Below are 18,741 nucleotides of genomic sequence, written 5' to 3'. Positions count from 1 at the left end.
CCGCGGTGCGCGCGGCATCGCGGCTTCGCCGGAAACCCGGCTTTTGCCGCTTCCCTTTCGCCCGCCCGCATCCCACATTCCCGTCATGCCATCACGGCATGAAAGGACCGCATGAGTCGCAAGCCCGTCCCCGCCCGCTCCGGTGAACGCAGCCGGGCAGAGGTGTTGTTCGACAAGCCGCAATTGCTCGCCACGCTCTTCGGGCAATATGACCAGAATCTCGTCGCGCTCGAAAACCGGCTCGGCGTCTATATCACCGCCCGCGGCAACCGCGTCGGGCTGGAGGGCAGCGCCGAGCATGTCGCACTCGCCCGCGACGTGCTGCAGGACCTCTATCACCGCCTGCAACGCGGCGAGGAGGTCGACACCGGCCTCGTCGATGCCTCGATCGCGATGGCGTCCGAGCCGACGCTCGACGGCATCGTCAGCACCGAACGCGGCGCGATCCCCTCGGTGATGATCCGTACGCGCAAGAAGACGATCGTGCCGCGCACCCCGGCACAGGCGCATTACATGCGCGAATTGTCGACCAACGACATGATCTTCGCGCTCGGGCCGGCAGGCACCGGCAAGACCTATATCGCGGTCGCGCAGGCGGTGTCGCAGCTCATCACCGGCAGCGTCCAGCGCCTCATCCTGTCGCGCCCCGCGGTCGAGGCGGGCGAGAAGCTCGGCTTCCTGCCCGGCGACATGAAGGAGAAGGTCGATCCGTATCTGCGCCCGCTCTACGACGCATTGCACGACTGCCTGCCCGCCGAGCAGGTCGAGCGCCGCATCGCGAGCGGAGAGATCGAGATCGCCCCGATCGCCTTCATGCGCGGCCGCACGCTGGCGGATGCGTTCGTCATCCTCGACGAGGCGCAGAACACCACGCCGGCGCAGATGAAGATGTTCCTCACCCGCTTCGGCCAGAACAGTCGGATGGTGATCTGCGGCGATCCCAACCAGACCGATCTGCCCGGCGGCGTCGGTTCGTCGGGACTGGCGGATGCGACGATGCGGCTCGAAGGCGTCGAGGGCATTTCGATGACCCGCTTCACCGCCGCCGACGTCGTCCGCCATCCGATCGTGGGGCGGATCGTCGAGGCCTACGAGGGGCCGGGCGGTTGACGGGTCGGTATATCCCCGGTAAATTCTTGGGATATACCAGGACCTGAGCCATGGCATCATTGTATGTGAAGGACGAAGAGGCAAATGCGCTCGCGACGCTCCTGGCGCAGCGTCGCGGCATCTCCAAGACCGCTGCGGTGAAGCAGGCGCTCAAGCATGAGCTGGAGCGCGACACGGCGGCTCTGCCGTTGCGCGAGCGTATGCGGATCTGGCGGGAGGAGCACCCGCTCGGCGAACCGACCGGCCTGAAAGCCGACAAGGCGTTCTACGATTCGCTCAACGACGAGGATGACGATTGACCATCTTCGTCGACGCCTCCGCCATCGTCGCGATCATGGATGGCGAGCCGGAAGCGGACGCGTTTGCCGATACGATCGAGCGGCATGACGACCGCCGCTATTGCGCCCTCGGTGCATGGGAAGCGACGCGGGCCATAGCGCGGTTGCGAAAGACGGACGTGGCAGAAGCGGCAAGAGCCGTCGACAGCTTCGTCCGGGAAGCCGGGTTGCGCATGGCCCCGATCGGCGCGACGGAAGCGCAGGTCGCAATCGCGGCGCATTCCCGCTACGGTAAGGGTCGGCATCCCGCCCGCCTCAACATGGGCGATTGCTTCGCTTATGCCTGTGCCAAAGCGCACGACGCCCGCCTGCTCTATAAGGGCGACGATTTCTCCCATACGGACCTCGCATGATCCAGATCGAACTTGCCCGCGAAGAGCCCTGGCCCGCCGACACCGACTGGGATGCGCTCGCCACCCGCGCCACCCGTGCCGCGATCGAGCGTACGCCGCATGGCGAATTGCTCACCACCGCCGCCACGGTCGAGATCAGCATCCGCCTCACCTCCGATGAAGAGGTGCGCACGCTCAACGCGCAATATCGCCAGAAGGACAAGCCGACCAACGTCCTGTCCTTCCCCATGGTCCAGCCCGATCTGATCGACACGGTCAGCCAGAACAGCGACGATGGCGAACTGCTGCTCGGCGACATCGTCATGGCCTATGGCGTCTGTGAGAGCGAGGCGCGCGACAAGGGTGTCAGCGTCGCCGAACATGCCACGCACCTGCTGGTGCACGGCACGCTGCATCTGCTAGGCTATGACCATATGGGGGACGAAGAAGCCGAAGCGATGGAGGATATCGAGCGTCAGGCGCTCGCCACGCTCGGCATCGCCGACCCCTATCTGATACGAGAGGACTGATACGGCCGCCATGGCAGACGACCGAAGTAGCGCCGGCAACGGCGACCCCAGCGAATCGAACATCTGGCGCGGGTTGAAGACGTTGATCTTCGGCGGCACGCACGAAGAATCCCTCCGCGACCAGCTCGAGGAGGCGATCGACCGGCACGAGGACGATCCCGCGCCGGACGCCAAGGGCGATCTGACCCCGCTCGAGCGGCAGATGGTGCGCAACCTGCTCCATTTCGGCGAGCGCGACGCCGGCGACGTCGGCGTGCCCCGTGCGGATATCGTGGCGGTCGAGGAAGCCACCACTTTCGCGCATCTCGTCCAGATCTTCGCGGAAGCCGGCCACAGCCGCCTGCCGGTCTATCGCGGCGAGCTCGATACGATCATCGGCATGGTTCATATCAAGGACGTGTTCGCGATCCTCGCCACCGGCGCCGAGCATCCGGCCGATCTGTCGGGGCTGATCCGCGAGCCGCTGTACGTGCCGATGTCGCGCGGCGCGCTCGACCTGCTCGCCGACATGCGCGCGAGCCACGTCCATCTCGCGGTGGTGCTCGACGAATATTCGGGCACCGAAGGCCTCGTCACGATCGAGGACCTCATCGAGGAGATCGTCGGCGAGATCGAGGACGAGCATGACGAGGCACCCGAGGCGCTGCTCGTGCCGATCGACGGCGGCGCTTGGGATGCGGATGCGCGCGCCGAACTGGAGGATGCCGCGACGCTGATCGACCCGCGTTTGGGCGAGACCGATCACGATGTCGACACGCTGGGCGGGCTCGCCGCGGTGCTGGCGGGGCACGTGCCGACCGTCGGCGAATGCGTCGATCATCCCAGCGGCTGGAAGCTCGAGGTGCTCGACGCCGACGAACGCCGCATCCACCGCCTGCGCCTGCACCCACCGGTCGCGCAGGAGATCGAGGACGACTGAGGCTGCGGTCAGCCGCCGTTCAGCCGCGATGGCAATCATCAGTGCGAACGGACGGGAGGTGTGGATGCAGCGCTTGTCGAACGATCCGCGGACGATCCCGCCCATCCTCACCCTGTCGACGGCTGCGCCCTCTCTTCCCTCTCCCATTGCGAGAGGGAAGAAGGCGTGTCGTACCGAAAGGATGAGGGCGGCGCGGCACGCTCTCATGTGGCTCGCCGCGATCCTCCCCACGCCGGCGCTGGCGCAGGCGTGGACGACAATCCGCGCCACCCCACCTTCGCCCGCCGCTTATCAGGTCGCCAAGAACTACGACGACATCCGCGCCGGCCGCCGATCCGGCCAGCTCTCCAAAGCCGAAGCCCGTGACCTCCGCCGCGAAAACGCCCGCGTCGGCGATCTCGCCGCAAGCTATGCAAAGGGGGCGCCGACCGACTCGCAAGCCACTTTCGCTCAATCCGCCGCCGAAGCCACCCATGGCCTCATCGTCGCCAAACGTACGCGCGCCGGTAAGTAATCGCTCCTTTCGATCACGACCTTCGCGAATTCGCGATTCCCGATCTGTCCTGCTGGGTTAGCTATGTGCCCATATAGGCGCGTCGCAGCAAATCCGAGCGCGCGTCCCGAGCCTCCGGCCCTTGTCCCCGCCGCGGGGTGGACCCCAAACAGTCCGGGGTGACGAGATAGGTTGGCACAGTGGGCGTCTTGGCACTCCACACCTTTCCCCTTCCGCGCCGCCCCCCGCGCCCCTATCGTGCCCTTATGCTCAAGCACGTCCTGCGCGTCGCCGCGCTTCTTGTCGTGATCGCCATCGCGGTGGTCGTCTATCTCGCCTGGCCCGATACCGCGCAGGTGCCGTTCGACCGGGTGACCGGCAAACGGCCGCAGATCGTCGCGCCGCGCGAACAGACGCTGCCGACGGTCAAGGTCGCAGACGTCGTCGGCTGGCAGGGTAACGAGACCCCCACCCCCGCCGCCGGCCTGACCGTCAAAGCCTTCGCCAAGAACCTCGACCATCCGCGCTGGCTCTATCGCCTGCCCAATGGCGACGTGCTGGTCGCCGAGACCAACAGCCCGCCGCGCCGGGGCGGCGGCATCAAGGGCTGGGTGATGGGCTTGCTGCTCGGCAAGGCCGGCGCCGGCGTCCCTTCGGCCAATCGCATCACGCTGCTGCGCGACGCGGACGGCGACGGCGTCGCCGAGCAGCGCCACGTCTTCATGACCGGGCTCAACTCGCCGACCGGCATGGCGCTGCTCGACGGTCAGCTCTACGTCGCCAACACCGATTCGGTGGTGCGCGTGCCCTATACCGAAGGCGCGACGCAGATCGCCGCCAAGCCCGAACTGGTCGTCCAGCTCAACGGCGGCGGCAACCATTGGGCGCGTACCCTTGTCGCCGCGCCCGACGGCCGCACCCTGTTCGTCGGCGTCGGCTCGTCGTCGAACATCGCCGAAAACGGGCTCGACGCCGAGAAATACCGCGCCAACATCCTCGAGGTCTATCCCAAGGAGAAGACCTTCCGCGTCTACGCCTCCGGTCTGCGCAACCCGCAGGGGATGGCGATCAGCCCGTTCAACAAGCAGCTGTGGACTGTGGTCAACGAGCGCGACATGCTCGGCTCCGACCTCGCGCCCGATTATCTGACGCAGGTCGAGCTCGGCGACCAGTTCGGCTGGCCGTGGTTCTATTGGGGCGGCTATCCCGACACCCGCGTCGAGCCGGCGCGGCCCGAATTGCAGCAATATTCGAAACGCCCCGATTATGCGCTGGGGCCGCACGTCGCGGCGCTCGGCCTGACCTTCGCCGGCGACGTCAAGCTCGGCGACCGCTTCGCGCAGGGCGCCTTCATCGGCGAACATGGCTCGTGGAACCGCAAGCCGGTGTCGGGGTATAAGGTCGTGTTCGTGCCCTTCGCGGCACGCGGCTTCCCCGCGGATGGCGCCAAGCCCGTCGACGTGCTGAGCGGCTTCCTCGATGCGGATGGCAAGGCACGCGGCCGCCCCGTCGGCGTGATCGGCGACCGCACCGGCGCGCTGCTGGTCGCGGACGACGTCGGCAACACGATCTGGCGAGTGGCCGGGCGAAAGTAAGCCGAGGCCCGCAGATAGTTATCGCGACGTCATCGGCCAGGGACGACGCCCGGGCGGCCTCGTCTACGGATGACCAAATTTCTACGAAATTACCCAGTGCTCCTGCGAAAGCAGGAGCACTACGCTGATGTACCAAAGTCGGGGGCTTTCGCCGTGCCCTCGATGATCGGGGCGGCCGATGCCGCCCCTTGCGATCCTACGCCGTCCGCAGACGCAGCGGCGTGCGCTCCACCGCGCCGGACAGCACCTTGCGGCCGAACACGCGGTTCATCGTCGCGGCGCCATCGGCGTTGGTCAGCACGACCCGCGTCCCGCCCGAGGCGAGCGTCTCGATCGCGCTGATCGTCACCTTGTGCTTGCGGCACAAAGCTTCGACATCGGGCTTGGCGGCTTTGACGTTGATGGCACGCGACATGCGGGTCTCCCATAGGCAGCGGGAGCGCATATCATCTCTCAGTCGGGCCATGCGCAGAGTGGAGCAGCCCGATGCTCTCCAAATGGACCCTGCTGCGCTGCGGCGCAAGCCTTCGTGGCCCAGCTACGTCCACCCCTTGCCGAATGACGCGGCATGCGCCATATAGGGAATGCTAGAGTCGCACATCGACGGTCTACGGCGTGCTTTGCGGCTCCCTCTTCCTTCCTTCCCTGCTTCGTACGCGATTTGGCGCGTCGGTAATCGTACCGTCGTGCCGCAAGAAGAAAGGATCTGCCATGAGCAGCATCACCGGCACCGTAAAGTTCTTCAACGCCGACAAGGGCTATGGCTTCGTCGCACCCGATACGGGCGGCGCGGATGCGTTCGTCCACATCACGGCGGTGGAGCGCGCCGGCATGGCGACGCTGAACCAGAACCAGCGCATCAGCTACGACCTGGAGCAGGACCGTCGGGGCAAGACCTCGGCCGTCAACCTTCAGCCGGTCGACTGATCGGTTTCGGACGGGGCGGGTCACACCGCCTTGCCCGGCCTGAACGCAAGAGCCCGCGGGAAACCGCGGGCTTTTTTGTGTCCGGATCCGCCGCCATCGCCACGCGCTTCAGCATCGCGTTGGCTCGGATCCCTTCCGTGCAAGAACACCGCAAACGAAAACGGCGCCCGTCACCGAAGTGACAGCCGCTGGATCGACCCGATGCTTTGGAAACTCTGCCGCCACATCGGCAGAACGGAACGAATGGTGGAGCCGAGGGGGATCGAACCCCTGACCTCTGCAATGCCATTGCAGCGCTCTCCCAGCTGAGCTACGGCCCCATTCGTTCCGGGAGGCGCCCCACTAGCGGGGGCGCCGGGGCATGGCAAGCGCTGAATTGGCGCCGGCCATGCCTTTTTTCAGATCAATGTTCGTCTTCGTCGTTCGGCGCTTCCACGCCCAGGTCGTCGTCGCCGCCGAGATCGACCTCGTCATCGGCCGAAGGCTCTTCTTCTTCGCCCAGCGCTTCCAGATCCTCGTCCTCGCCTTCCAGGTCGCGATCGGCTTCCTTGGTGTCGGGCTTGGCCTGCTCGAACGGCAGCGGCTGCTTGGACTTCAGGATCGGCTCCGGATTCCACGTCGTGCCGCAGTTGATGCAGGTGACGGGATCGTCCTTTTCGAGGTCGTAGAAGCGCGTGGCGCATTTCGGGCACGTACGCTTCGTGCCCCATTCCGGCTTGATCATGCCGCGGTGTGCCTTTCGGAATTGGGTGTCGCAGGCAAAGGTTGCCCCCGCCTGTAGATTGGGCCCGTGAGTTGGTGGGCGCCTTGCCATAGCGCAAGGTGGCTGTCAAAGCCCTCGGCCCATGGCGCACCCCCTTCCCCAGGAACTGAGCGTGGCCCCGCGCGGGCCTCTCACCGGCACCCTCCAGGTTCCCGGCGACAAGTCGATCAGCCACCGCTCGCTGATGTTCTCGGCGCTCGCAATCGGCACCAGCCACATCACCGGTCTGCTCGAGGGCGAGGACGTGCTCGCCACCGCCGCGGCGCTCCGCGCGATGGGCGCGACGATCGAGCGTACCGGCGACGGCGCCTGGCGCGTGGACGGCGTCGGCGTCGGCGGCCTGCTGCAACCCGCGACCGCGCTGGAGATGGGCAACAGCGGCACCTCGACGCGGCTGCTGATGGGCCTCGTCGCCAGCCATCCGATCACCGCCACCTTCACCGGCGACGCCTCGCTGTCCGGCCGGCCGATGGGCCGCGTCATCGAACCGCTGTCGCAGATGGGTGCGGACGTCACCGCCAGCCCCGGCGGCAAGCTGCCGCTGATGCTGCGCGGTATGTGTCCGGCGGTGCCGATCACTTATACGCTTCCCGTCGCCTCGGCGCAGGTCAAGTCGGCGGTGCTGCTCGCCGGGCTCAACACGCCCGGCATCACCCGCGTCATCGAACCGGTCGCGACCCGCGACCACAGCGAGCGGATGCTGCGCGGCTTCGGCGCCGACCTGACCATCGAGGACGGTCCCGAAGGCCGCATCATAGCCATCCATGGCGAGGCCGAGCTCAAGCCGCAGACGATCACCGTCCCCGGCGACCCCTCGTCGGCCGCCTTCTGGCTGGTCGCCGCGTCGATCGTCCCCGGCTCCGATCTCGTCGTCCGCAACGTCGGGCTCAACGTCACCCGCACCGGGCTGATCGCCGCGCTGCGGCTGATGGGCGCTGATATCACCGAGATCGACCGGCGCGAGGTCGGCGGCGAGCCGGTCGCCGACCTGCGCGTCCGCCACGCCGCGCTCACCGCGATCGACGTGCCGCCCGATCTCGCACCGAGCATGATCGATGAATATCCGGTGCTCTTCGTCGCCGCCGCCTTCGCCAAGGGCCGCACCGTCGCGCGCGGCGCGCACGAGCTGCGCGTCAAGGAATCGGACCGGATCGCCGCGATGAAGGCGGCGCTGGAGGCATGCGGCGTCCCCTGCGAGGAATATGAGGACGGGCTCGCGATCACCGGCACCGGCGGCGACGCGATCCCCGGCGGCGGTCGCGTCGCCTCCCGCCTCGATCACCGTATCGCGATGAGCATGACGGTGGCCGGCCTGCATGCGGCACGTCCCGTCACGATCGACGACGTCGCTCCGGTGGCGACCAGCTATCCCGTCTTCTATAAGACATTGGAAGAAGTGTCGGAGGAAGCATGATCATCGCAGTGGACGGCCCAGCAGCGTCGGGCAAGGGCACTATCGCCAAGGCGCTCGCGCAGCATTACGGCCTCCCGCATCTCGACACCGGTCTGCTCTATCGTGCCGTCGCGTTCAACGTGCAGCGACTTGAGCTCAACCCCGCCAAAGAGGCCGATGCGGTCGCCGCCTGCGACTTCGACGAGGCGTTGCTCGACGATCCCGTGCTGCGCACCGACGATATCGGGCAGCTCGCGTCGATCGTCTCGGTCCATCCGCTGGTGCGCGCCTCGCTGCTGCAGCGCCAGAAGCGCTTCGCTCGCCAGCCCGGCGGCGCGGTGCTCGACGGCCGCGATATCGGCACGGTGATCGCGCCCGACGCCGACGCCAAATTGTTCGTCAAGGCGACCCCGCAGATCCGCGCGCAGCGCCGCCACAAGGAGTTGCTCGCCAAGGGGTTCGAGGTCACCTTCGTCAAGGTGCTGATGGACATCCGCGCCCGCGATACGCGCGACAGCGCCCGCTCCGCGGCGCCGCTCAGCATGGCCCCCGACGCCGCCCTGCTCGACACCAGCCAGATGACGATCGAGGCGAGCGTCGCCCGCGCGATCGCGATGGTCGAGGCCCGCGCCGCCACCCGCGCCCGTCAGCAGCCGAGCGCCGGCGCCAGCCCGGCCTGACGAACGCCGGGAGCGCCAGCGCGCTCACCTTGCCAAAACGCGGGCTTTGGGTTATGGCCCGCCGGTCCTGCGAGCCGATGTTCGTGGAGGTAGGCGCGTCCGGCTGGCCCGGTCGCGCCCTTTTCGCAAGCAGCGCATCGTATTCCTCCGCGTGCCGACGCCCAATGGATGCCGCGACCGGCATGGGGTCGCCGCGGCGTTTTCAGCCAAGACCAGCGGATCCAACCGCTTGGCCGGAAACAGATAAACCCGAGGACACTCTAACCCTATGGCTACCCAGCCCACTCCTACGCGCGACGATTTCGCCGCGATGCTCGATGACATGTTCGGCGGTGCCGACAGCTTCGAGGGCCGTGTCGTTCACGGCACCGTCACCGCCATCGAGAACGACCTCGCCGTCATCGACGTCGGCCTGAAGTCCGAAGGCCGTGTGCCGCTGCGCGAATTCGCCGCACCGGGCCAGAAGGCCGACCTGAAGGTCGGCGACGAAGTCGAAGTCTATGTCGACCGCGTCGAGAACATGCATGGCGAAGCGATGCTCAGCCGCGACCGCGCCCGCCGCGAAGCCGCCTGGGACAAGCTCGAGCTGGAATTCAGCAAGACCGCGCGCGTCGAGGGCGTGATCTTCGGCCGCGTCAAGGGCGGCTTCACCGTCGACCTGTCGGGCGCCGTCGCTTTCCTGCCGGGCAGCCAGGTCGATATCCGCCCCGTCCGTGACGTCACGCCGCTGATGGACATCCCGCAGCCGTTCCAGATCCTCAAGATGGACCGCAAGCGCGGCAACATCGTCGTGTCGCGTCGCGCGGTGCTGGAAGAGACCCGCGCCGAGCAGCGTTCGGGCCTGATCCAGAGCCTCGCCGAGGGTCAGATCATCGACGGCGTCGTCAAGAACATCACCGATTACGGTGCGTTCGTCGACCTCGGCGGCATCGACGGCCTGCTCCACGTCACCGATCTCAGCTACAAGCGCGTCAATCATCCGTCCGAGATGATCGCGATCGGCGACACGGTGAAGGTGCAGATCATCCGCATCAACAAGGACACGCAGCGCATCAGCCTCGGCATGAAGCAGCTCGAGTCGGATCCGTGGGACGGCGCATCGGCTAAGTATCCGATCGGCGCCAAGCTGTCGGGCCGCGTCACGAACATCACCGAATATGGTGCGTTCGTCGAGCTGGAAGCGGGCATCGAGGGCCTCGTCCACGTTTCGGAAATGTCCTGGACCAAGAAGAACGTCCATCCGGGCAAGATCGTCTCGACCTCGCAGGAAGTCGATGTCGTCGTGCTCGAGGTCGACGAGGACAAGCGTCGCATCAGCCTCGGCCTCAAGCAGGCGCAGAACAATCCGTGGGAAGCGTTCGCCGCCGCCCATCCGATCGGTTCGACCGTCGAGGGCGAAGTCAAGAACGCGACCGAATTCGGTCTGTTCATTGGTCTGGACAACGACGTCGACGGCATGGTCCACATGTCGGACATCGCCTGGGGCGTGTCGGGTGAGGATGCCCTCAACCTGCACCGCAAGGGCGAGACCGTGCAGGCGGTCGTGCTCGACATCGACGCCGAGAAGGAGCGCATCAGCCTCGGCATGAAGCAGCTCGAGCGCGGCGGCCCGTCGGCTGGCGGCATCGCGGCATCGGGCGATCGCCTGAACAAGAACGCCGTGGTCACCGTGACCGTGCTCGAAGTCCGCGACGCGGGCCTCGAAGTGCAGCAGGGCGACGATGGCGCGACCGGCTTCATCAAGCGCACGGATCTGGGTCGCGATCGCGACGAGCAGCGTCCGGAGCGTTTCCAGGTCGGCCAGAAGTTCGACGCGATGGTGACCGGCTTCGACCGTTCCAAGAAGCCGACCTTCTCGATCAAGGCGATGCAGATCTCCGAAGAGAAGCAGGCGGTTGCGCAATACGGTTCGTCCGACTCGGGCGCGACCCTGGGCAACATCCTCGGCGAGGCCCTCAAGGCCCGCGTCGCGGACGCCGACAAGAAGTAAGACGGCTCGGGCTGGAGTGGTTTCGTACCGCTCCAGCCCAAGTTTCTACGTTTAAGTTCATTTTGGCCCTATACGCAGACCCCATTGATCTCTATCAAGCCACGGTTGCATCAACCGGGGGGGAGTTTTGCGATGATCCGTTCTGAACTTGTTCAAAAATTGTGTGAGCTCAATCCGACCCTGTCGGCAGCCGAGGTCGACGCCATCGTCTCGACCTTCTTCGACGAGATCGCCCGGCGCCTCGCCTCCAACGGCCGCGTCGAACTGCGCGGCTTCGGCGCCTTTTCCACCCGTGCGCGCGATGCCCGCATCGGCCGCAACCCGCGCACCGGCGAGACCGTCGAGGTCGAGGCCAAGCGCGTTCCCTATTTCAAGCCGGGCAAGGAAATGCGCGCGCGCCTCAACGTCTGATCGCGCTTCCCGCCCGTAGCGGGTTGACGGTCGGCGCTGGTTGCGCTTGTCGTGCAGCCGTGTGCGGACGTGGCGAAATCGGTAGACGCTTCCGACTTAAAATCGGCTTCCTTTGGAGTGCGGGTTCGAGTCCCGCCGTCCGCACCATCATGCTGCTGCTCGGCGTCGGCGCGTCGGCGCTGGCCGGCTGTGGTCAGCGCCCCGATTCGGGGCCGGTGATCGTCAGCGCGATCGGTGCGCCGCCGCGCCCGGCCGATCCCGCCCGGATGCGGCTCGACACGCCATCGCGGCTGCTGCTCGACGCCACCGCGGAGGGGCTGGTGCGGTTCGACGGGGCCGGCCAGATCGAACCGGGGCTCGCCGAACGCTGGATCGTGATCGATCAGGGGATGAGCTATATCTTCCGGCTGCGCGATGCGCAGTGGAGCGACGGCAGCAAGGTCGACGCCGATCAGGTCGTCGCGCAATTGCGCCACCAGCTCGCGCGGGGATCGCGCAACCCCCTCCTCCCCTTCCTCACCGCGGTCGACGAGATCGTGACGATGACGCCGCAGGTCATCGAGGTGCGGCTGCTCCGCCCGCGTCCCGACCTGCTCAAGCTGTTCGCCCAGCCCGAGCTGGCGCTGTGGCGCAGCGGCACCGTCGGCGGCGCCGGGCCGATGCGCATCGTCCGCGGCACGCGCAGCCCGCTGCTCCGCCCCGCCTTCGATCCCGGCCGCGCCGATCCCGACGATCAGCGCCGGACGCGCCCCGAACAGGACGTCCGCCTGATCGGCGAACGCGCCGCCCGCGCCATCGTCCGCTTCGCCGCGCGCGAGTCGGATTACGTCGCCGGCGGCACCTTCCGCGACTGGCCGCTGGTCGGGCTGGCGTCCGTCGCCCCCGCCAACGTGCGCCTCGATCCCGCCGCCGGGCTGTTCGGGTTCGCGATCCTCAAGCGCGACGGGTTCCTCGCCGACCCCGCCAACCGCGCCGCACTCAGCGGGGCGATCGACCGCGCCGCGGTCACCGCCGCGGTGATGCCCAATTGGGAACCGGCCGAGCGCATCCTGCCCGACATGCTCGATTCGACCGCACCGCCCGCCTTGCCCGGCTGGTCGTTGCTCACCCCCGAACAGCGCGTCGCCGCGGCGCAGGCGCGGGTCGCCGGCTATGGCGCCCCGGTGGCGCTGCGGATCGCGCTGCCGTCCGGTCCCGGCGCGACGTTGGTCTATGCGCAGGTCGCCGCGTCGCTGCTCACCATCGGCATCACGCCGCAGCGCGTCGGCCCCGACGACGACGCCGAGTTGCGCCTGATCGATCAGGTCGCCCCCTATGACAGCGCGCGCTGGTATCTCGCCAATGCCTGTGCCTTGTGCGGCGAGGCCGCGCAGAGCGCGCTGGTCGCCGCCCGCGAAGCCCCGACGCTCGCCGAACGGTCGCGACTGATCGCCGCCGCCGATGCCGCGCTGGCGACGGATACGCCCTTCATCCCGATCGCGCGGCCGCTGCGCTGGTCGCTGGTCGCGATGCGGCTGCGCCAGTGGCGTCCCAATACCCGCGCCTGGCACCCGTTGAACCGGCTGCGCGACGACACCAATTAGAAGGTATGACCACCACCCGCCCCCGCCCGCTCGATGCGCGTCCGCTGCTCGACTCCCTGCCGGTCGGCCGCGACGCCGCCTCGGTCCGCATCCGGCTCGAGGCGATGGAGCGGGTGATGGAGGGGCTGTTCACCATCCCCGGCACCAACCGCAAGCTCGGCCTCGACGTGATCCTCGATCTCGTTCCCGTGATCGGCACCACGGTCGCCGCCCTCGTCGGGTCGTGGCTGGTGTGGGAAGCACGCAATCTCGGCATGTCGAAGCTGCAGATGGCGCGGATGTTCGGCAACGTCGGGATCGACTGGGCGCTGGGCATCATCCCCTTCGTCGGCGCGGTGCCCGATTTCTTCTTCCGGTCGAACACCCGCAACCTGCGGATCATCCGCCGCCACCTCGACAAACATCATCCGGCGACGGCGACGATCATCGGCTGACGATCAGCGCCCGCCGCGCCAGATCTTCACCGTCGCATCGCTTGGCAGGCCGCCCTGGTGCGCGGGGCAACGCTGGTAGCGGAATGCCTTGTCGAGGCAGATCCAGATCTCGTCGAGCCAGCCCTGCTTGCTCGCCGTCACCCGCATCATGTCCGGCCCGAGCCCGGGATTGCTGCGCGCGACCGCCGCCGCCAGTCCGCCGGCGGTGAGCGGCGCGCGCGACAGCGCGTCCATGTCCGGATAGCGCAGCTTGCCGTACAGGCTGGTCGAGGTGGCGAAATAACGATCGGGCCGGTAGCCGGCCATGCAGGTGCCGTGCTTCGACCATTCGTGTTGCATCAACTGCGCCGACGGGGTGCTACAGATATGCTTCTGGATCACGCCACGCGGCAGCAAGGGGGTCGCCTGGCAATATTGCGGCCAGTCCTTGCCGATGCCGTCGGGCCACAGCCCGTGCAGGGTGAAGCCGAACCGGTTGCCCGCCGCGCATTGGAAGCGCGCGCCGCCGTCGCGGTCGTGATCGCGGCAATATTGCGGTGCCCAGGTGATCGCCAGCGTATAGCCGCCGATCGGCAGCAACCGCCGCGGCTGGCTGTCGCTCGGCAGGTCGGGATGCGGCCGTTCGATGCTCGCCGGTGCGGCGCATTGATAGGCCTGCGCCTGCACCACATTGGGCACCGCCGCGAGCAACGCGGCGACCGCGACCCGCGCGATCACCATCGCGGCGCGTCCGGCGTTTCGACCACGTCGAGATCGTCGTCTTCGTCCAGCCCCTCGCCGAACCACGTTTTGGCATCGGGCTTGAACAGCATCACCGCCGCGGCGACGTAGAGGATGTTGGCGACCAGCCCCAGCGCGAGCTGCGCATTGACCGCCGACTTGCCGAGCGCGATCAGCACGACCGCGGAGACGACCGCGAGCACGCCGAAGGCGGCGAACACCACCTGCACCCATTTCGCGACCACGCTCGGCCGGCGGACGATGAAGAACCAGACCAGCACCGCGATCGCCAGCCCCAGCACCTGCATCGCCGGCAACAGCCACGACATGCTCGCAAGCATCGGATTGGACGCCAGCGCCGCCTGCGACGTGCGCCAGTTGAGCGCGGTGTTGATCAGGCCGAGTATCACCGACGCCCAGTAGAATTGCTCGAACCGGGCAATGGATGGCGGTTTGGTCACGACAAATCCCCTTGCTGCTTCATGTCAGCCTAGCCGCCCCGCCGGGGCGTGCAAGCCGCCGCTCATATCACCGTGAAATCCAGGCCGATATCCGCCGCGGGCGCCGATTGGGTCAGCCGCCCGACCGAGACGTAGGTGACGCCACTCTCCGCGATCGCCCGCACCGTGTCGAGCCGCACCCCGCCCGATGCCTCGGTCGGCACGCGCCCGCCGACCAACGCCACCGCCTCGCGCAGCAGCGCCGGCGGCATGTTGTCGAGCAGCAGATGCGTCGCCCCCGCATCGAGCGCCGGCGCGATCTGGTCGAGCCGGTCGACCTCGACGATGATCCGCGCGATCCCCGCCGCGACCGCACGCTGCACCGCCGGGGCGATGCCGCCGGCGACCGCGATGTGATTGTCCTTGATCATCGCCGCATCCCACAGCCCGAGCCGGTGGTTCTGTGCGCCGCCGGTGCGGGTCGCATATTTCTCCAGCCGGCGCAGCCCCGGGATCGTCTTGCGCGTGTCGAGCAGCACCGCGCCGGTATCCGCGATCGCATCGACATAGGCGCGGGTCAGCGTCGCGATCCCCGACAGATGCTGCACCGTGTTGAGCGCCGAGCGTTCGGCGGTGAGCAGCGCCCGCGCCGAGCCCTCCAGCCGCATCAGCTCGCTATGCGCCGGCACCCGGGCGCCGTCCTCGACCAGCCGGGTGATCCGCACCTCGGGGTCGAGCGCCCGGAAAAAGGCTTCCGCGATGCCGAGTCCGGCGACGACGATCGCATCGCGCGTGTCCATTACCCCGGTGAAGCGCGCCTCTGCCGGGATCACCGCGGCGGAGGTGATGTCGCCGCGATCGCCCAGATCTTCCGCCAAAGTGGCGGCGACGAAGCCGTCGAGGTCGAAACCGTCTAGAGTAAAGCGCGTCATACGTATACGATCCTGTCGTATGGCGTAGCGGACCATAACATCATGGGTCCGCAGCCGAATCACGGGGAAGCAAGGCGATGACCGAACGCGAGGCCCTGGAGGAACTGCACCAGTTGCTCGCCGCCGCGTTGCAGAAGGCGGACGAGCTGGAGCTGATCCTGGTCGGCATCCATATCAACGAAGCCCGCAACCTGCTCGCCCCGACGACCGCGACCTCGCACTGACGATCAGTCGCCGGTCACCGGCACCACGCGGAACGGCGTCGGGCCGAGATCGCCCTGCCCGACCGTCGCCGAGGCCATCGACAGCATCGCGTCGAGGCTCTTCTTCGCCTTGACGCGCAGCCCCTCCTCGATGTCGATGCGCGGCGTCAGGTCGCGCAGCGCGACGTAGAGCTTCTCCATCGTGTTGAGCGCCATATACGGGCAGATGTTGCAGTTGCAGTTGCCGTCCGCACCCGGTGCGCCGATGAAATTCTTCAGCGGCATCGCCTTTTCCATCTGGTGGATGATGTGCGGCTCGGTCGCGACGATCAGCGTATCGCCCGGCATCGCATTGGCGAATTCGAGGATGCCGCGCGTCGACCCGACGTAATCGGCATGGTCGAGGATCACCGCCGGGCATTCGGGATGCGCGGCGACGGGCGCGCCGGGATTCTGCGCCTTGAGCTTCATCAGCTCGGTTTCGCTGAACGCCTCGTGGACGATGCAAACGCCCGGCCACAGCAGCATCTCGCGCCCGGTCTTGCGCTGGAGGTAGCCGCCGAGGTTGCGGTCGGGACCGAAGATGATCTTCTGGTCGCGCGGCAATTGCGCCAGGATCGTCTCCGCCGACGACGAGGTGACGATGACGTCGCTCAGCGCCTTCACCTCGGTCGAGCAGTTGATGTAGGTCAGCGCGATATGATCGGGATGCGCGGCGCGGAACGCGGCGAACTGGTCGGGCGGGCAACTGTCCTCCAGCGAACAGCCGGCATCCATGTCGGGCAGCACGACGATCTTGTCGGGGCTCAGGATCTTCGCGGTCTCCGCCATGAAGCGCACCCCGCAGAAGGCGATGACGTCGGCATCGGTCGCCTGCGCCTTGCGGCTGAGGTCGAGGCTGTCGCCGACGAAATCGGCGAGGTCCTGCAACTCCGGCTTCTGGTAATAATGCGCGAGGATCACCGCGTTGCGCTCCTTGCGGAGGCGCTCGATCTCGGCGCGGAGGTCGAGTCCGGCGAAGCTGTTGGTCAGTTCCATAACGCCCTCGTTAGGCGATTGCGCGCCGCCCCTCAACGGCCGCCGTCACCGAGAATTGCCAAGCACTTCCGCCAGCGACCGGCTGGCATCCCACCGCTCGGTCGCCGCCGTGGGATCGTCGATGAAACTGACCTTGACGGTGGCGTCGATCCCCGCGGCGCGCAGCGGCATGACGAAGCTGTTCTCGACCGCGCGCCGTGTCGCGTCGCGCGCCAGCTTCATCGGCGTCGCGTCGCGCGCCTGCCGCACCAGCTCGGCCTGCCCGGCCCGGCGATTCGCGGTGTCGAGCGCGGTGTCGGCATCGGTCAGCCGCGACAGGATGCCGCCGCTGCCATATTCGCGGATCGCGTTGAGATCGACCTGCGGCCCGTCGAGTTCGATCGGCGGCAGCCGTACCGACAAGGTGCGGCTGTCCGCATCCCAGGCGACGTCGCGCTGGGTCAGCTTGCCGAGATCGACCTCGTAGCGGACCAGGCCGGGCATGATCAGCGTCTTCTCGGTCGACAGGCCGAGCTGCGACTGGCGCGAGGTGCTCACCGCGACGAAGCGCGCGGCGAAGGCGGACAGGCGGTTCTGCTCGCGCAGCCCCTGCAGGCTGGCGCTGGCGACGGTGGTCGGATCGGGCGACAGCCGGCGTTCGACGTAGCGTTGCACGCCCCACAGGCCGATCAGCACGGCGAGGGCGAGCAGCACGATGATCCCCGCCGCCTTGCCGAGGAACGATCCGGTCGACGATCGGACCGCGGGTGCCGCGGCGTCGGGCATTGGATCGCTCATTCGCTGCTCCGCCATAGGTCGCCCTCCTCGCTCACCCGCTGCCGTTTGTTGAGATCGTAGAGGTGCGCGAGCACCGATCGCTGCGCCGCCGGGATCAGGCGCGGATCGAGCCCGACGTACATCCGCCGGGTCATCTCCTCCAGCGCCAGCGGCGTCTCGCGCAGCAGCCGCAGGATCTGTCCCTCGCGCTGCTTGCGATGCCCCAGCATGCCGCGCACCAGCCGCTGCGGCTGGTCCACCGCCTCGCCATGCCCGGGATAATAGATGCGATCGTCACGGCCGAGCAGCTTGTCGAGGCTCGCCATATATTGCCCCATGTCGCCGTCGGGCGGTGAGATCACGCTGGTCGCCCAGCCCATCACGTGATCGCCTGAGAACAACGCCCCCGTCTCGGGCAGCGCGAAGGCGAGATGGTTCGACGTATGGCCGGGGGTCGCGATCGCGCTCAACGTCCAGCCGTCGCCGGCGACGCTCTCGCCCTCGGCGAGCACGCGGTCGGGCGCGTAAGCGGCATCGAACGCCGCATCGAGCCCGGGCGTCTCGCTCGCGACATGCACCGGCGCGGCGCCGACGACCGGCGCCCCGGTCGCGGCGGCGAGCGGCCGGCTGGCGGGGCTGTGGTCGCGGTGATGATGGGTGATGACGATCGCACGCACCGGCCGCCCGGCGATCACCCGCAGCAGCGTCTCGACATGCGCGGGATCGTCCGGTCCCGGATCGATCACCGCCAGGTCGCTGCCGCCGACGACATGCGTCTGCGTGCCGCCATAGGTATAAGGCGACGGATTGGGCGCGAGCACACGGGTGACGAGCGGCTCGAGCTGGATCGGGATACCGGTCGGATGCTCGGCCATTGTGTCGGATGTGGCGCGATGCGCGACGGAGCGCAAGAGGCGATGGGCGGCGGGAGCGGCGTCCGCCATCGGCGATCCCCTCGAACGGGACGGCACGCGCCGCGCAAATCCGGCTGCCCAGTGATGGCAAAACCTTCGCGGAAAGCCGAATGTACCCCGGCGAAGGCCGGGGCCCAGTTGGGAAAGCCGCGGTAAGTCATCACCAACCTCCGCCCAACTGGGCCCCGGCCTCCGCCGGGGTATATCAGGATTTTCCCAGATACGTCACGCAACCGACCT

General features: G+C 67.7%; 23 protein-coding genes and 2 tRNA genes. 16 read left to right on the top strand and 9 right to left on the bottom strand.

The genetic code is table 11. From position 1 onward, the window contains the following. Nucleotides 1-111 precede the first annotated feature (111 nt). From SFC76_RS16050 to SFC76_RS16020, 7 genes are all read left to right on the top strand, one after another. On the top strand, nucleotides 112-1,110 hold the full coding sequence (locus SFC76_RS16050; protein ID WP_322850411.1) for a PhoH family protein: 999 nt from the start codon (nucleotides 112-114) through the stop codon (nucleotides 1,108-1,110). 50 nt (nucleotides 1,111-1,160) lie between these two features. Next, nucleotides 1,161-1,409, top strand: a complete 249-nt coding sequence (locus SFC76_RS16045; protein ID WP_322850410.1) for a type II toxin-antitoxin system VapB family antitoxin — start codon at nucleotides 1,161-1,163, stop codon at nucleotides 1,407-1,409. Next, on the top strand, nucleotides 1,406-1,801 hold the full coding sequence (locus SFC76_RS16040; protein WP_322850409.1) for a type II toxin-antitoxin system VapC family toxin: 396 nt from the start codon (nucleotides 1,406-1,408) through the stop codon (nucleotides 1,799-1,801). The genes SFC76_RS16045 and SFC76_RS16040 overlap by 4 nt, the downstream gene beginning before the upstream one ends. Then, on the top strand, nucleotides 1,798-2,310 hold the full coding sequence (ybeY, locus tag SFC76_RS16035; protein ID WP_322850408.1) for an rRNA maturation RNase YbeY: 513 nt from the start codon (nucleotides 1,798-1,800) through the stop codon (nucleotides 2,308-2,310). The genes SFC76_RS16040 and ybeY overlap by 4 nt, the downstream gene beginning before the upstream one ends. Before the next feature lie 10 nt (nucleotides 2,311-2,320). Further along, complete coding sequence (locus SFC76_RS16030; protein ID WP_322850407.1) at nucleotides 2,321-3,229, top strand: hemolysin family protein; 909 nt, start codon at nucleotides 2,321-2,323, stop codon at nucleotides 3,227-3,229. A gap of 28 nt (nucleotides 3,230-3,257) precedes the next feature. Then, the gene (locus SFC76_RS16025; protein WP_322850406.1) at nucleotides 3,258-3,743 is read left to right on the top strand and encodes a hypothetical protein; all 486 of its coding nucleotides are present in this window, start codon (nucleotides 3,258-3,260) and stop codon (nucleotides 3,741-3,743) included. Nucleotides 3,744-3,988: 245 nt separating this feature from the next. Beyond that, nucleotides 3,989-5,317, top strand: a complete 1,329-nt coding sequence (locus SFC76_RS16020) for a sorbosone dehydrogenase family protein (RefSeq protein WP_322850405.1) — start codon at nucleotides 3,989-3,991, stop codon at nucleotides 5,315-5,317. A gap of 196 nt (nucleotides 5,318-5,513) precedes the next feature. On the opposite strand, the gene SFC76_RS16015 is transcribed toward SFC76_RS16020, so the two are convergent. Further along, nucleotides 5,514-5,732 carry a hypothetical protein gene (locus SFC76_RS16015; protein ID WP_322850404.1) on the bottom strand — a complete coding sequence of 73 codons (219 nt, stop codon included), beginning with the start codon at nucleotides 5,730-5,732 and terminating at the stop codon, nucleotides 5,514-5,516. Between the two features lie 296 nt (nucleotides 5,733-6,028). Here SFC76_RS16015 and SFC76_RS16010 point away from each other — a divergent pair, with 296 nt between their 5' ends. After that, nucleotides 6,029-6,244, top strand: coding sequence for a cold-shock protein (locus SFC76_RS16010; RefSeq protein ID WP_037534615.1), 216 nt, complete (start codon nucleotides 6,029-6,031; stop codon nucleotides 6,242-6,244). A gap of 244 nt (nucleotides 6,245-6,488) precedes the next feature. Here SFC76_RS16010 and SFC76_RS16005 read toward each other — a convergent pair. Both SFC76_RS16005 and SFC76_RS16000 read right to left on the bottom strand, forming a co-directional pair. Further along, nucleotides 6,489-6,564 (bottom strand) — tRNA-Ala (locus tag SFC76_RS16005). 83 nt (nucleotides 6,565-6,647) lie between these two features. After that, nucleotides 6,648-6,968, bottom strand: a complete 321-nt coding sequence (locus SFC76_RS16000; protein WP_037534617.1) for a TIGR02300 family protein — start codon at nucleotides 6,966-6,968, stop codon at nucleotides 6,648-6,650. Nucleotides 6,969-7,089: 121 nt separating this feature from the next. On the opposite strand from SFC76_RS16000, the gene aroA reads away from it, so the two are divergent. The 7 genes from aroA to SFC76_RS15965 all read left to right on the top strand — a co-directional run bounded on the left by aroA (nucleotide 7,090) and on the right by SFC76_RS15965 (nucleotide 13,498). Next, entirely contained in the window at nucleotides 7,090-8,421 is a 1,332-nt protein-coding gene (gene aroA, locus SFC76_RS15995) for a 3-phosphoshikimate 1-carboxyvinyltransferase (RefSeq protein ID WP_322850403.1), read from the top strand. Next, the gene (gene cmk, locus SFC76_RS15990) at nucleotides 8,418-9,080 is read left to right on the top strand and encodes a (d)CMP kinase (RefSeq protein ID WP_322850402.1); all 663 of its coding nucleotides are present in this window, start codon (nucleotides 8,418-8,420) and stop codon (nucleotides 9,078-9,080) included. Before aroA ends, cmk begins: the two co-directional genes overlap by 4 nt. A 268-nt stretch (nucleotides 9,081-9,348) precedes the next feature. Beyond that, nucleotides 9,349-11,070, top strand: coding sequence for a 30S ribosomal protein S1 (gene rpsA, locus SFC76_RS15985; RefSeq protein WP_322850401.1), 1,722 nt, complete (start codon nucleotides 9,349-9,351; stop codon nucleotides 11,068-11,070). A 132-nt stretch (nucleotides 11,071-11,202) separates the two neighbouring features. Next, a complete protein-coding gene (locus SFC76_RS15980; RefSeq protein WP_322850464.1) occupies nucleotides 11,203-11,481 on the top strand; it encodes an integration host factor subunit beta in 279 nt (92 codons plus the stop codon). Between the two features lie 63 nt (nucleotides 11,482-11,544). Next, nucleotides 11,545-11,628: transfer RNA gene (locus SFC76_RS15975), tRNA-Leu, on the top strand. A gap of 2 nt (nucleotides 11,629-11,630) precedes the next feature. Beyond that, nucleotides 11,631-13,064, top strand: a complete 1,434-nt coding sequence (locus SFC76_RS15970; protein ID WP_322850400.1) for an ABC transporter substrate-binding protein — start codon at nucleotides 11,631-11,633, stop codon at nucleotides 13,062-13,064. Nucleotides 13,065-13,069: 5 nt separating this feature from the next. Continuing rightward, nucleotides 13,070-13,498: a DUF4112 domain-containing protein gene (locus SFC76_RS15965; RefSeq protein WP_322850399.1), complete on the top strand. Its 429-nt coding sequence runs from the start codon at nucleotides 13,070-13,072 to the stop codon at nucleotides 13,496-13,498. 3 nt (nucleotides 13,499-13,501) lie between these two features. Here SFC76_RS15965 and SFC76_RS15960 read toward each other — a convergent pair whose 3' ends face one another. The 3 genes from SFC76_RS15960 to nadC form a co-directional block, all read right to left on the bottom strand. Further along, entirely contained in the window at nucleotides 13,502-14,218 is a 717-nt protein-coding gene (locus SFC76_RS15960; RefSeq protein WP_322850398.1) for a ribonuclease T2 family protein, read from the bottom strand. Next, nucleotides 14,212-14,679, bottom strand: a complete 468-nt coding sequence (locus SFC76_RS15955; RefSeq protein ID WP_322850397.1) for a hypothetical protein — start codon at nucleotides 14,677-14,679, stop codon at nucleotides 14,212-14,214. The genes SFC76_RS15960 and SFC76_RS15955 overlap by 7 nt, the downstream gene beginning before the upstream one ends. Nucleotides 14,680-14,741: 62 nt before the next feature. Continuing rightward, the gene (gene nadC / locus SFC76_RS15950; RefSeq protein WP_322850396.1) at nucleotides 14,742-15,590 is read right to left on the bottom strand and encodes a carboxylating nicotinate-nucleotide diphosphorylase; all 849 of its coding nucleotides are present in this window, start codon (nucleotides 15,588-15,590) and stop codon (nucleotides 14,742-14,744) included. A gap of 77 nt (nucleotides 15,591-15,667) precedes the next feature. Here nadC and SFC76_RS15945 point away from each other — a divergent pair, with 77 nt between their 5' ends. Then, entirely contained in the window at nucleotides 15,668-15,814 is a 147-nt protein-coding gene (locus SFC76_RS15945) for a hypothetical protein (RefSeq protein WP_322850395.1), read from the top strand. 3 nt (nucleotides 15,815-15,817) lie between these two features. On the opposite strand, the gene nadA is transcribed toward SFC76_RS15945, so the two are convergent. Genes nadA through SFC76_RS15930 form a run of 3 tightly spaced genes read right to left on the bottom strand, consistent with a single transcriptional unit; the run spans nucleotide 15,818 to nucleotide 18,462 of the window. Beyond that, nucleotides 15,818-16,831 (bottom strand): quinolinate synthase NadA, encoded by a 1,014-nt coding sequence (gene nadA, locus SFC76_RS15940; RefSeq protein WP_322850394.1) that lies wholly within the window; start codon nucleotides 16,829-16,831, stop codon nucleotides 15,818-15,820. A 45-nt stretch (nucleotides 16,832-16,876) separates the two neighbouring features. Then, a complete protein-coding gene (locus tag SFC76_RS15935; protein WP_322850393.1) occupies nucleotides 16,877-17,608 on the bottom strand; it encodes a DUF4230 domain-containing protein in 732 nt (243 codons plus the stop codon). After that, entirely contained in the window at nucleotides 17,605-18,462 is an 858-nt protein-coding gene (locus tag SFC76_RS15930; RefSeq protein WP_322850392.1) for an MBL fold metallo-hydrolase, read from the bottom strand. The genes SFC76_RS15935 and SFC76_RS15930 overlap by 4 nt, the downstream gene beginning before the upstream one ends. Between the last annotated feature and the right edge of the window lie 279 nt (nucleotides 18,463-18,741).

Origin of the sequence: Sphingomonas sp. CD22, from assembly GCF_034556155.1 — a bacterium.
Classification (GTDB): Bacteria; Pseudomonadota; Alphaproteobacteria; order Sphingomonadales; family Sphingomonadaceae; genus Sphingomonas.
This window is presented reverse-complemented; position numbering and strand designations above follow the sequence as displayed.

What these genes read in the sequence shown, in the direction of transcription:
- SFC76_RS16020 (WP_322850405.1), top strand. Translation starts at nt 3,989, where the DNA reads ATGCTCAAGCACGTCCTGCGCGTCGCCGCGCTTCTTGTCGTGATCGCC.
- SFC76_RS16025 (WP_322850406.1), top strand. Translation starts at nt 3,258, where the DNA reads ATGGCAATCATCAGTGCGAACGGACGGGAGGTGTGGATGCAGCGCTTG.
- SFC76_RS16050 (WP_322850411.1), top strand. Translation starts at nt 112, where the DNA reads ATGAGTCGCAAGCCCGTCCCCGCCCGCTCCGGTGAACGCAGCCGGGCA.
- SFC76_RS15965 (WP_322850399.1), top strand. Translation starts at nt 13,070, where the DNA reads ATGACCACCACCCGCCCCCGCCCGCTCGATGCGCGTCCGCTGCTCGAC.
- SFC76_RS15970 (WP_322850400.1), top strand. Translation starts at nt 11,631, where the DNA reads ATGCTGCTGCTCGGCGTCGGCGCGTCGGCGCTGGCCGGCTGTGGTCAG.
- SFC76_RS16000 (WP_037534617.1), bottom strand. Translation starts at nt 6,968, where the DNA reads ATGATCAAGCCGGAATGGGGCACGAAGCGTACGTGCCCGAAATGCGCC.
- nadC (WP_322850396.1), bottom strand. Translation starts at nt 15,590, where the DNA reads ATGACGCGCTTTACTCTAGACGGTTTCGACCTCGACGGCTTCGTCGCC.
- nadA (WP_322850394.1), bottom strand. Translation starts at nt 16,831, where the DNA reads ATGGAACTGACCAACAGCTTCGCCGGACTCGACCTCCGCGCCGAGATC.
- ybeY (WP_322850408.1), top strand. Translation starts at nt 1,798, where the DNA reads ATGATCCAGATCGAACTTGCCCGCGAAGAGCCCTGGCCCGCCGACACC.
- SFC76_RS15960 (WP_322850398.1), bottom strand. Translation starts at nt 14,218, where the DNA reads ATGGTGATCGCGCGGGTCGCGGTCGCCGCGTTGCTCGCGGCGGTGCCC.
- SFC76_RS15935 (WP_322850393.1), bottom strand. Translation starts at nt 17,608, where the DNA reads ATGAGCGATCCAATGCCCGACGCCGCGGCACCCGCGGTCCGATCGTCG.
- SFC76_RS16045 (WP_322850410.1), top strand. Translation starts at nt 1,161, where the DNA reads ATGGCATCATTGTATGTGAAGGACGAAGAGGCAAATGCGCTCGCGACG.
- SFC76_RS15930 (WP_322850392.1), bottom strand. Translation starts at nt 18,462, where the DNA reads ATGGCCGAGCATCCGACCGGTATCCCGATCCAGCTCGAGCCGCTCGTC.
- SFC76_RS16015 (WP_322850404.1), bottom strand. Translation starts at nt 5,732, where the DNA reads ATGTCGCGTGCCATCAACGTCAAAGCCGCCAAGCCCGATGTCGAAGCT.
- SFC76_RS15980 (WP_322850464.1), top strand. Translation starts at nt 11,203, where the DNA reads ATGATCCGTTCTGAACTTGTTCAAAAATTGTGTGAGCTCAATCCGACC.
- rpsA (WP_322850401.1), top strand. Translation starts at nt 9,349, where the DNA reads ATGGCTACCCAGCCCACTCCTACGCGCGACGATTTCGCCGCGATGCTC.
- SFC76_RS16010 (WP_037534615.1), top strand. Translation starts at nt 6,029, where the DNA reads ATGAGCAGCATCACCGGCACCGTAAAGTTCTTCAACGCCGACAAGGGC.
- SFC76_RS16030 (WP_322850407.1), top strand. Translation starts at nt 2,321, where the DNA reads ATGGCAGACGACCGAAGTAGCGCCGGCAACGGCGACCCCAGCGAATCG.
- SFC76_RS15945 (WP_322850395.1), top strand. Translation starts at nt 15,668, where the DNA reads ATGACCGAACGCGAGGCCCTGGAGGAACTGCACCAGTTGCTCGCCGCC.
- aroA (WP_322850403.1), top strand. Translation starts at nt 7,090, where the DNA reads ATGGCGCACCCCCTTCCCCAGGAACTGAGCGTGGCCCCGCGCGGGCCT.
- cmk (WP_322850402.1), top strand. Translation starts at nt 8,418, where the DNA reads ATGATCATCGCAGTGGACGGCCCAGCAGCGTCGGGCAAGGGCACTATC.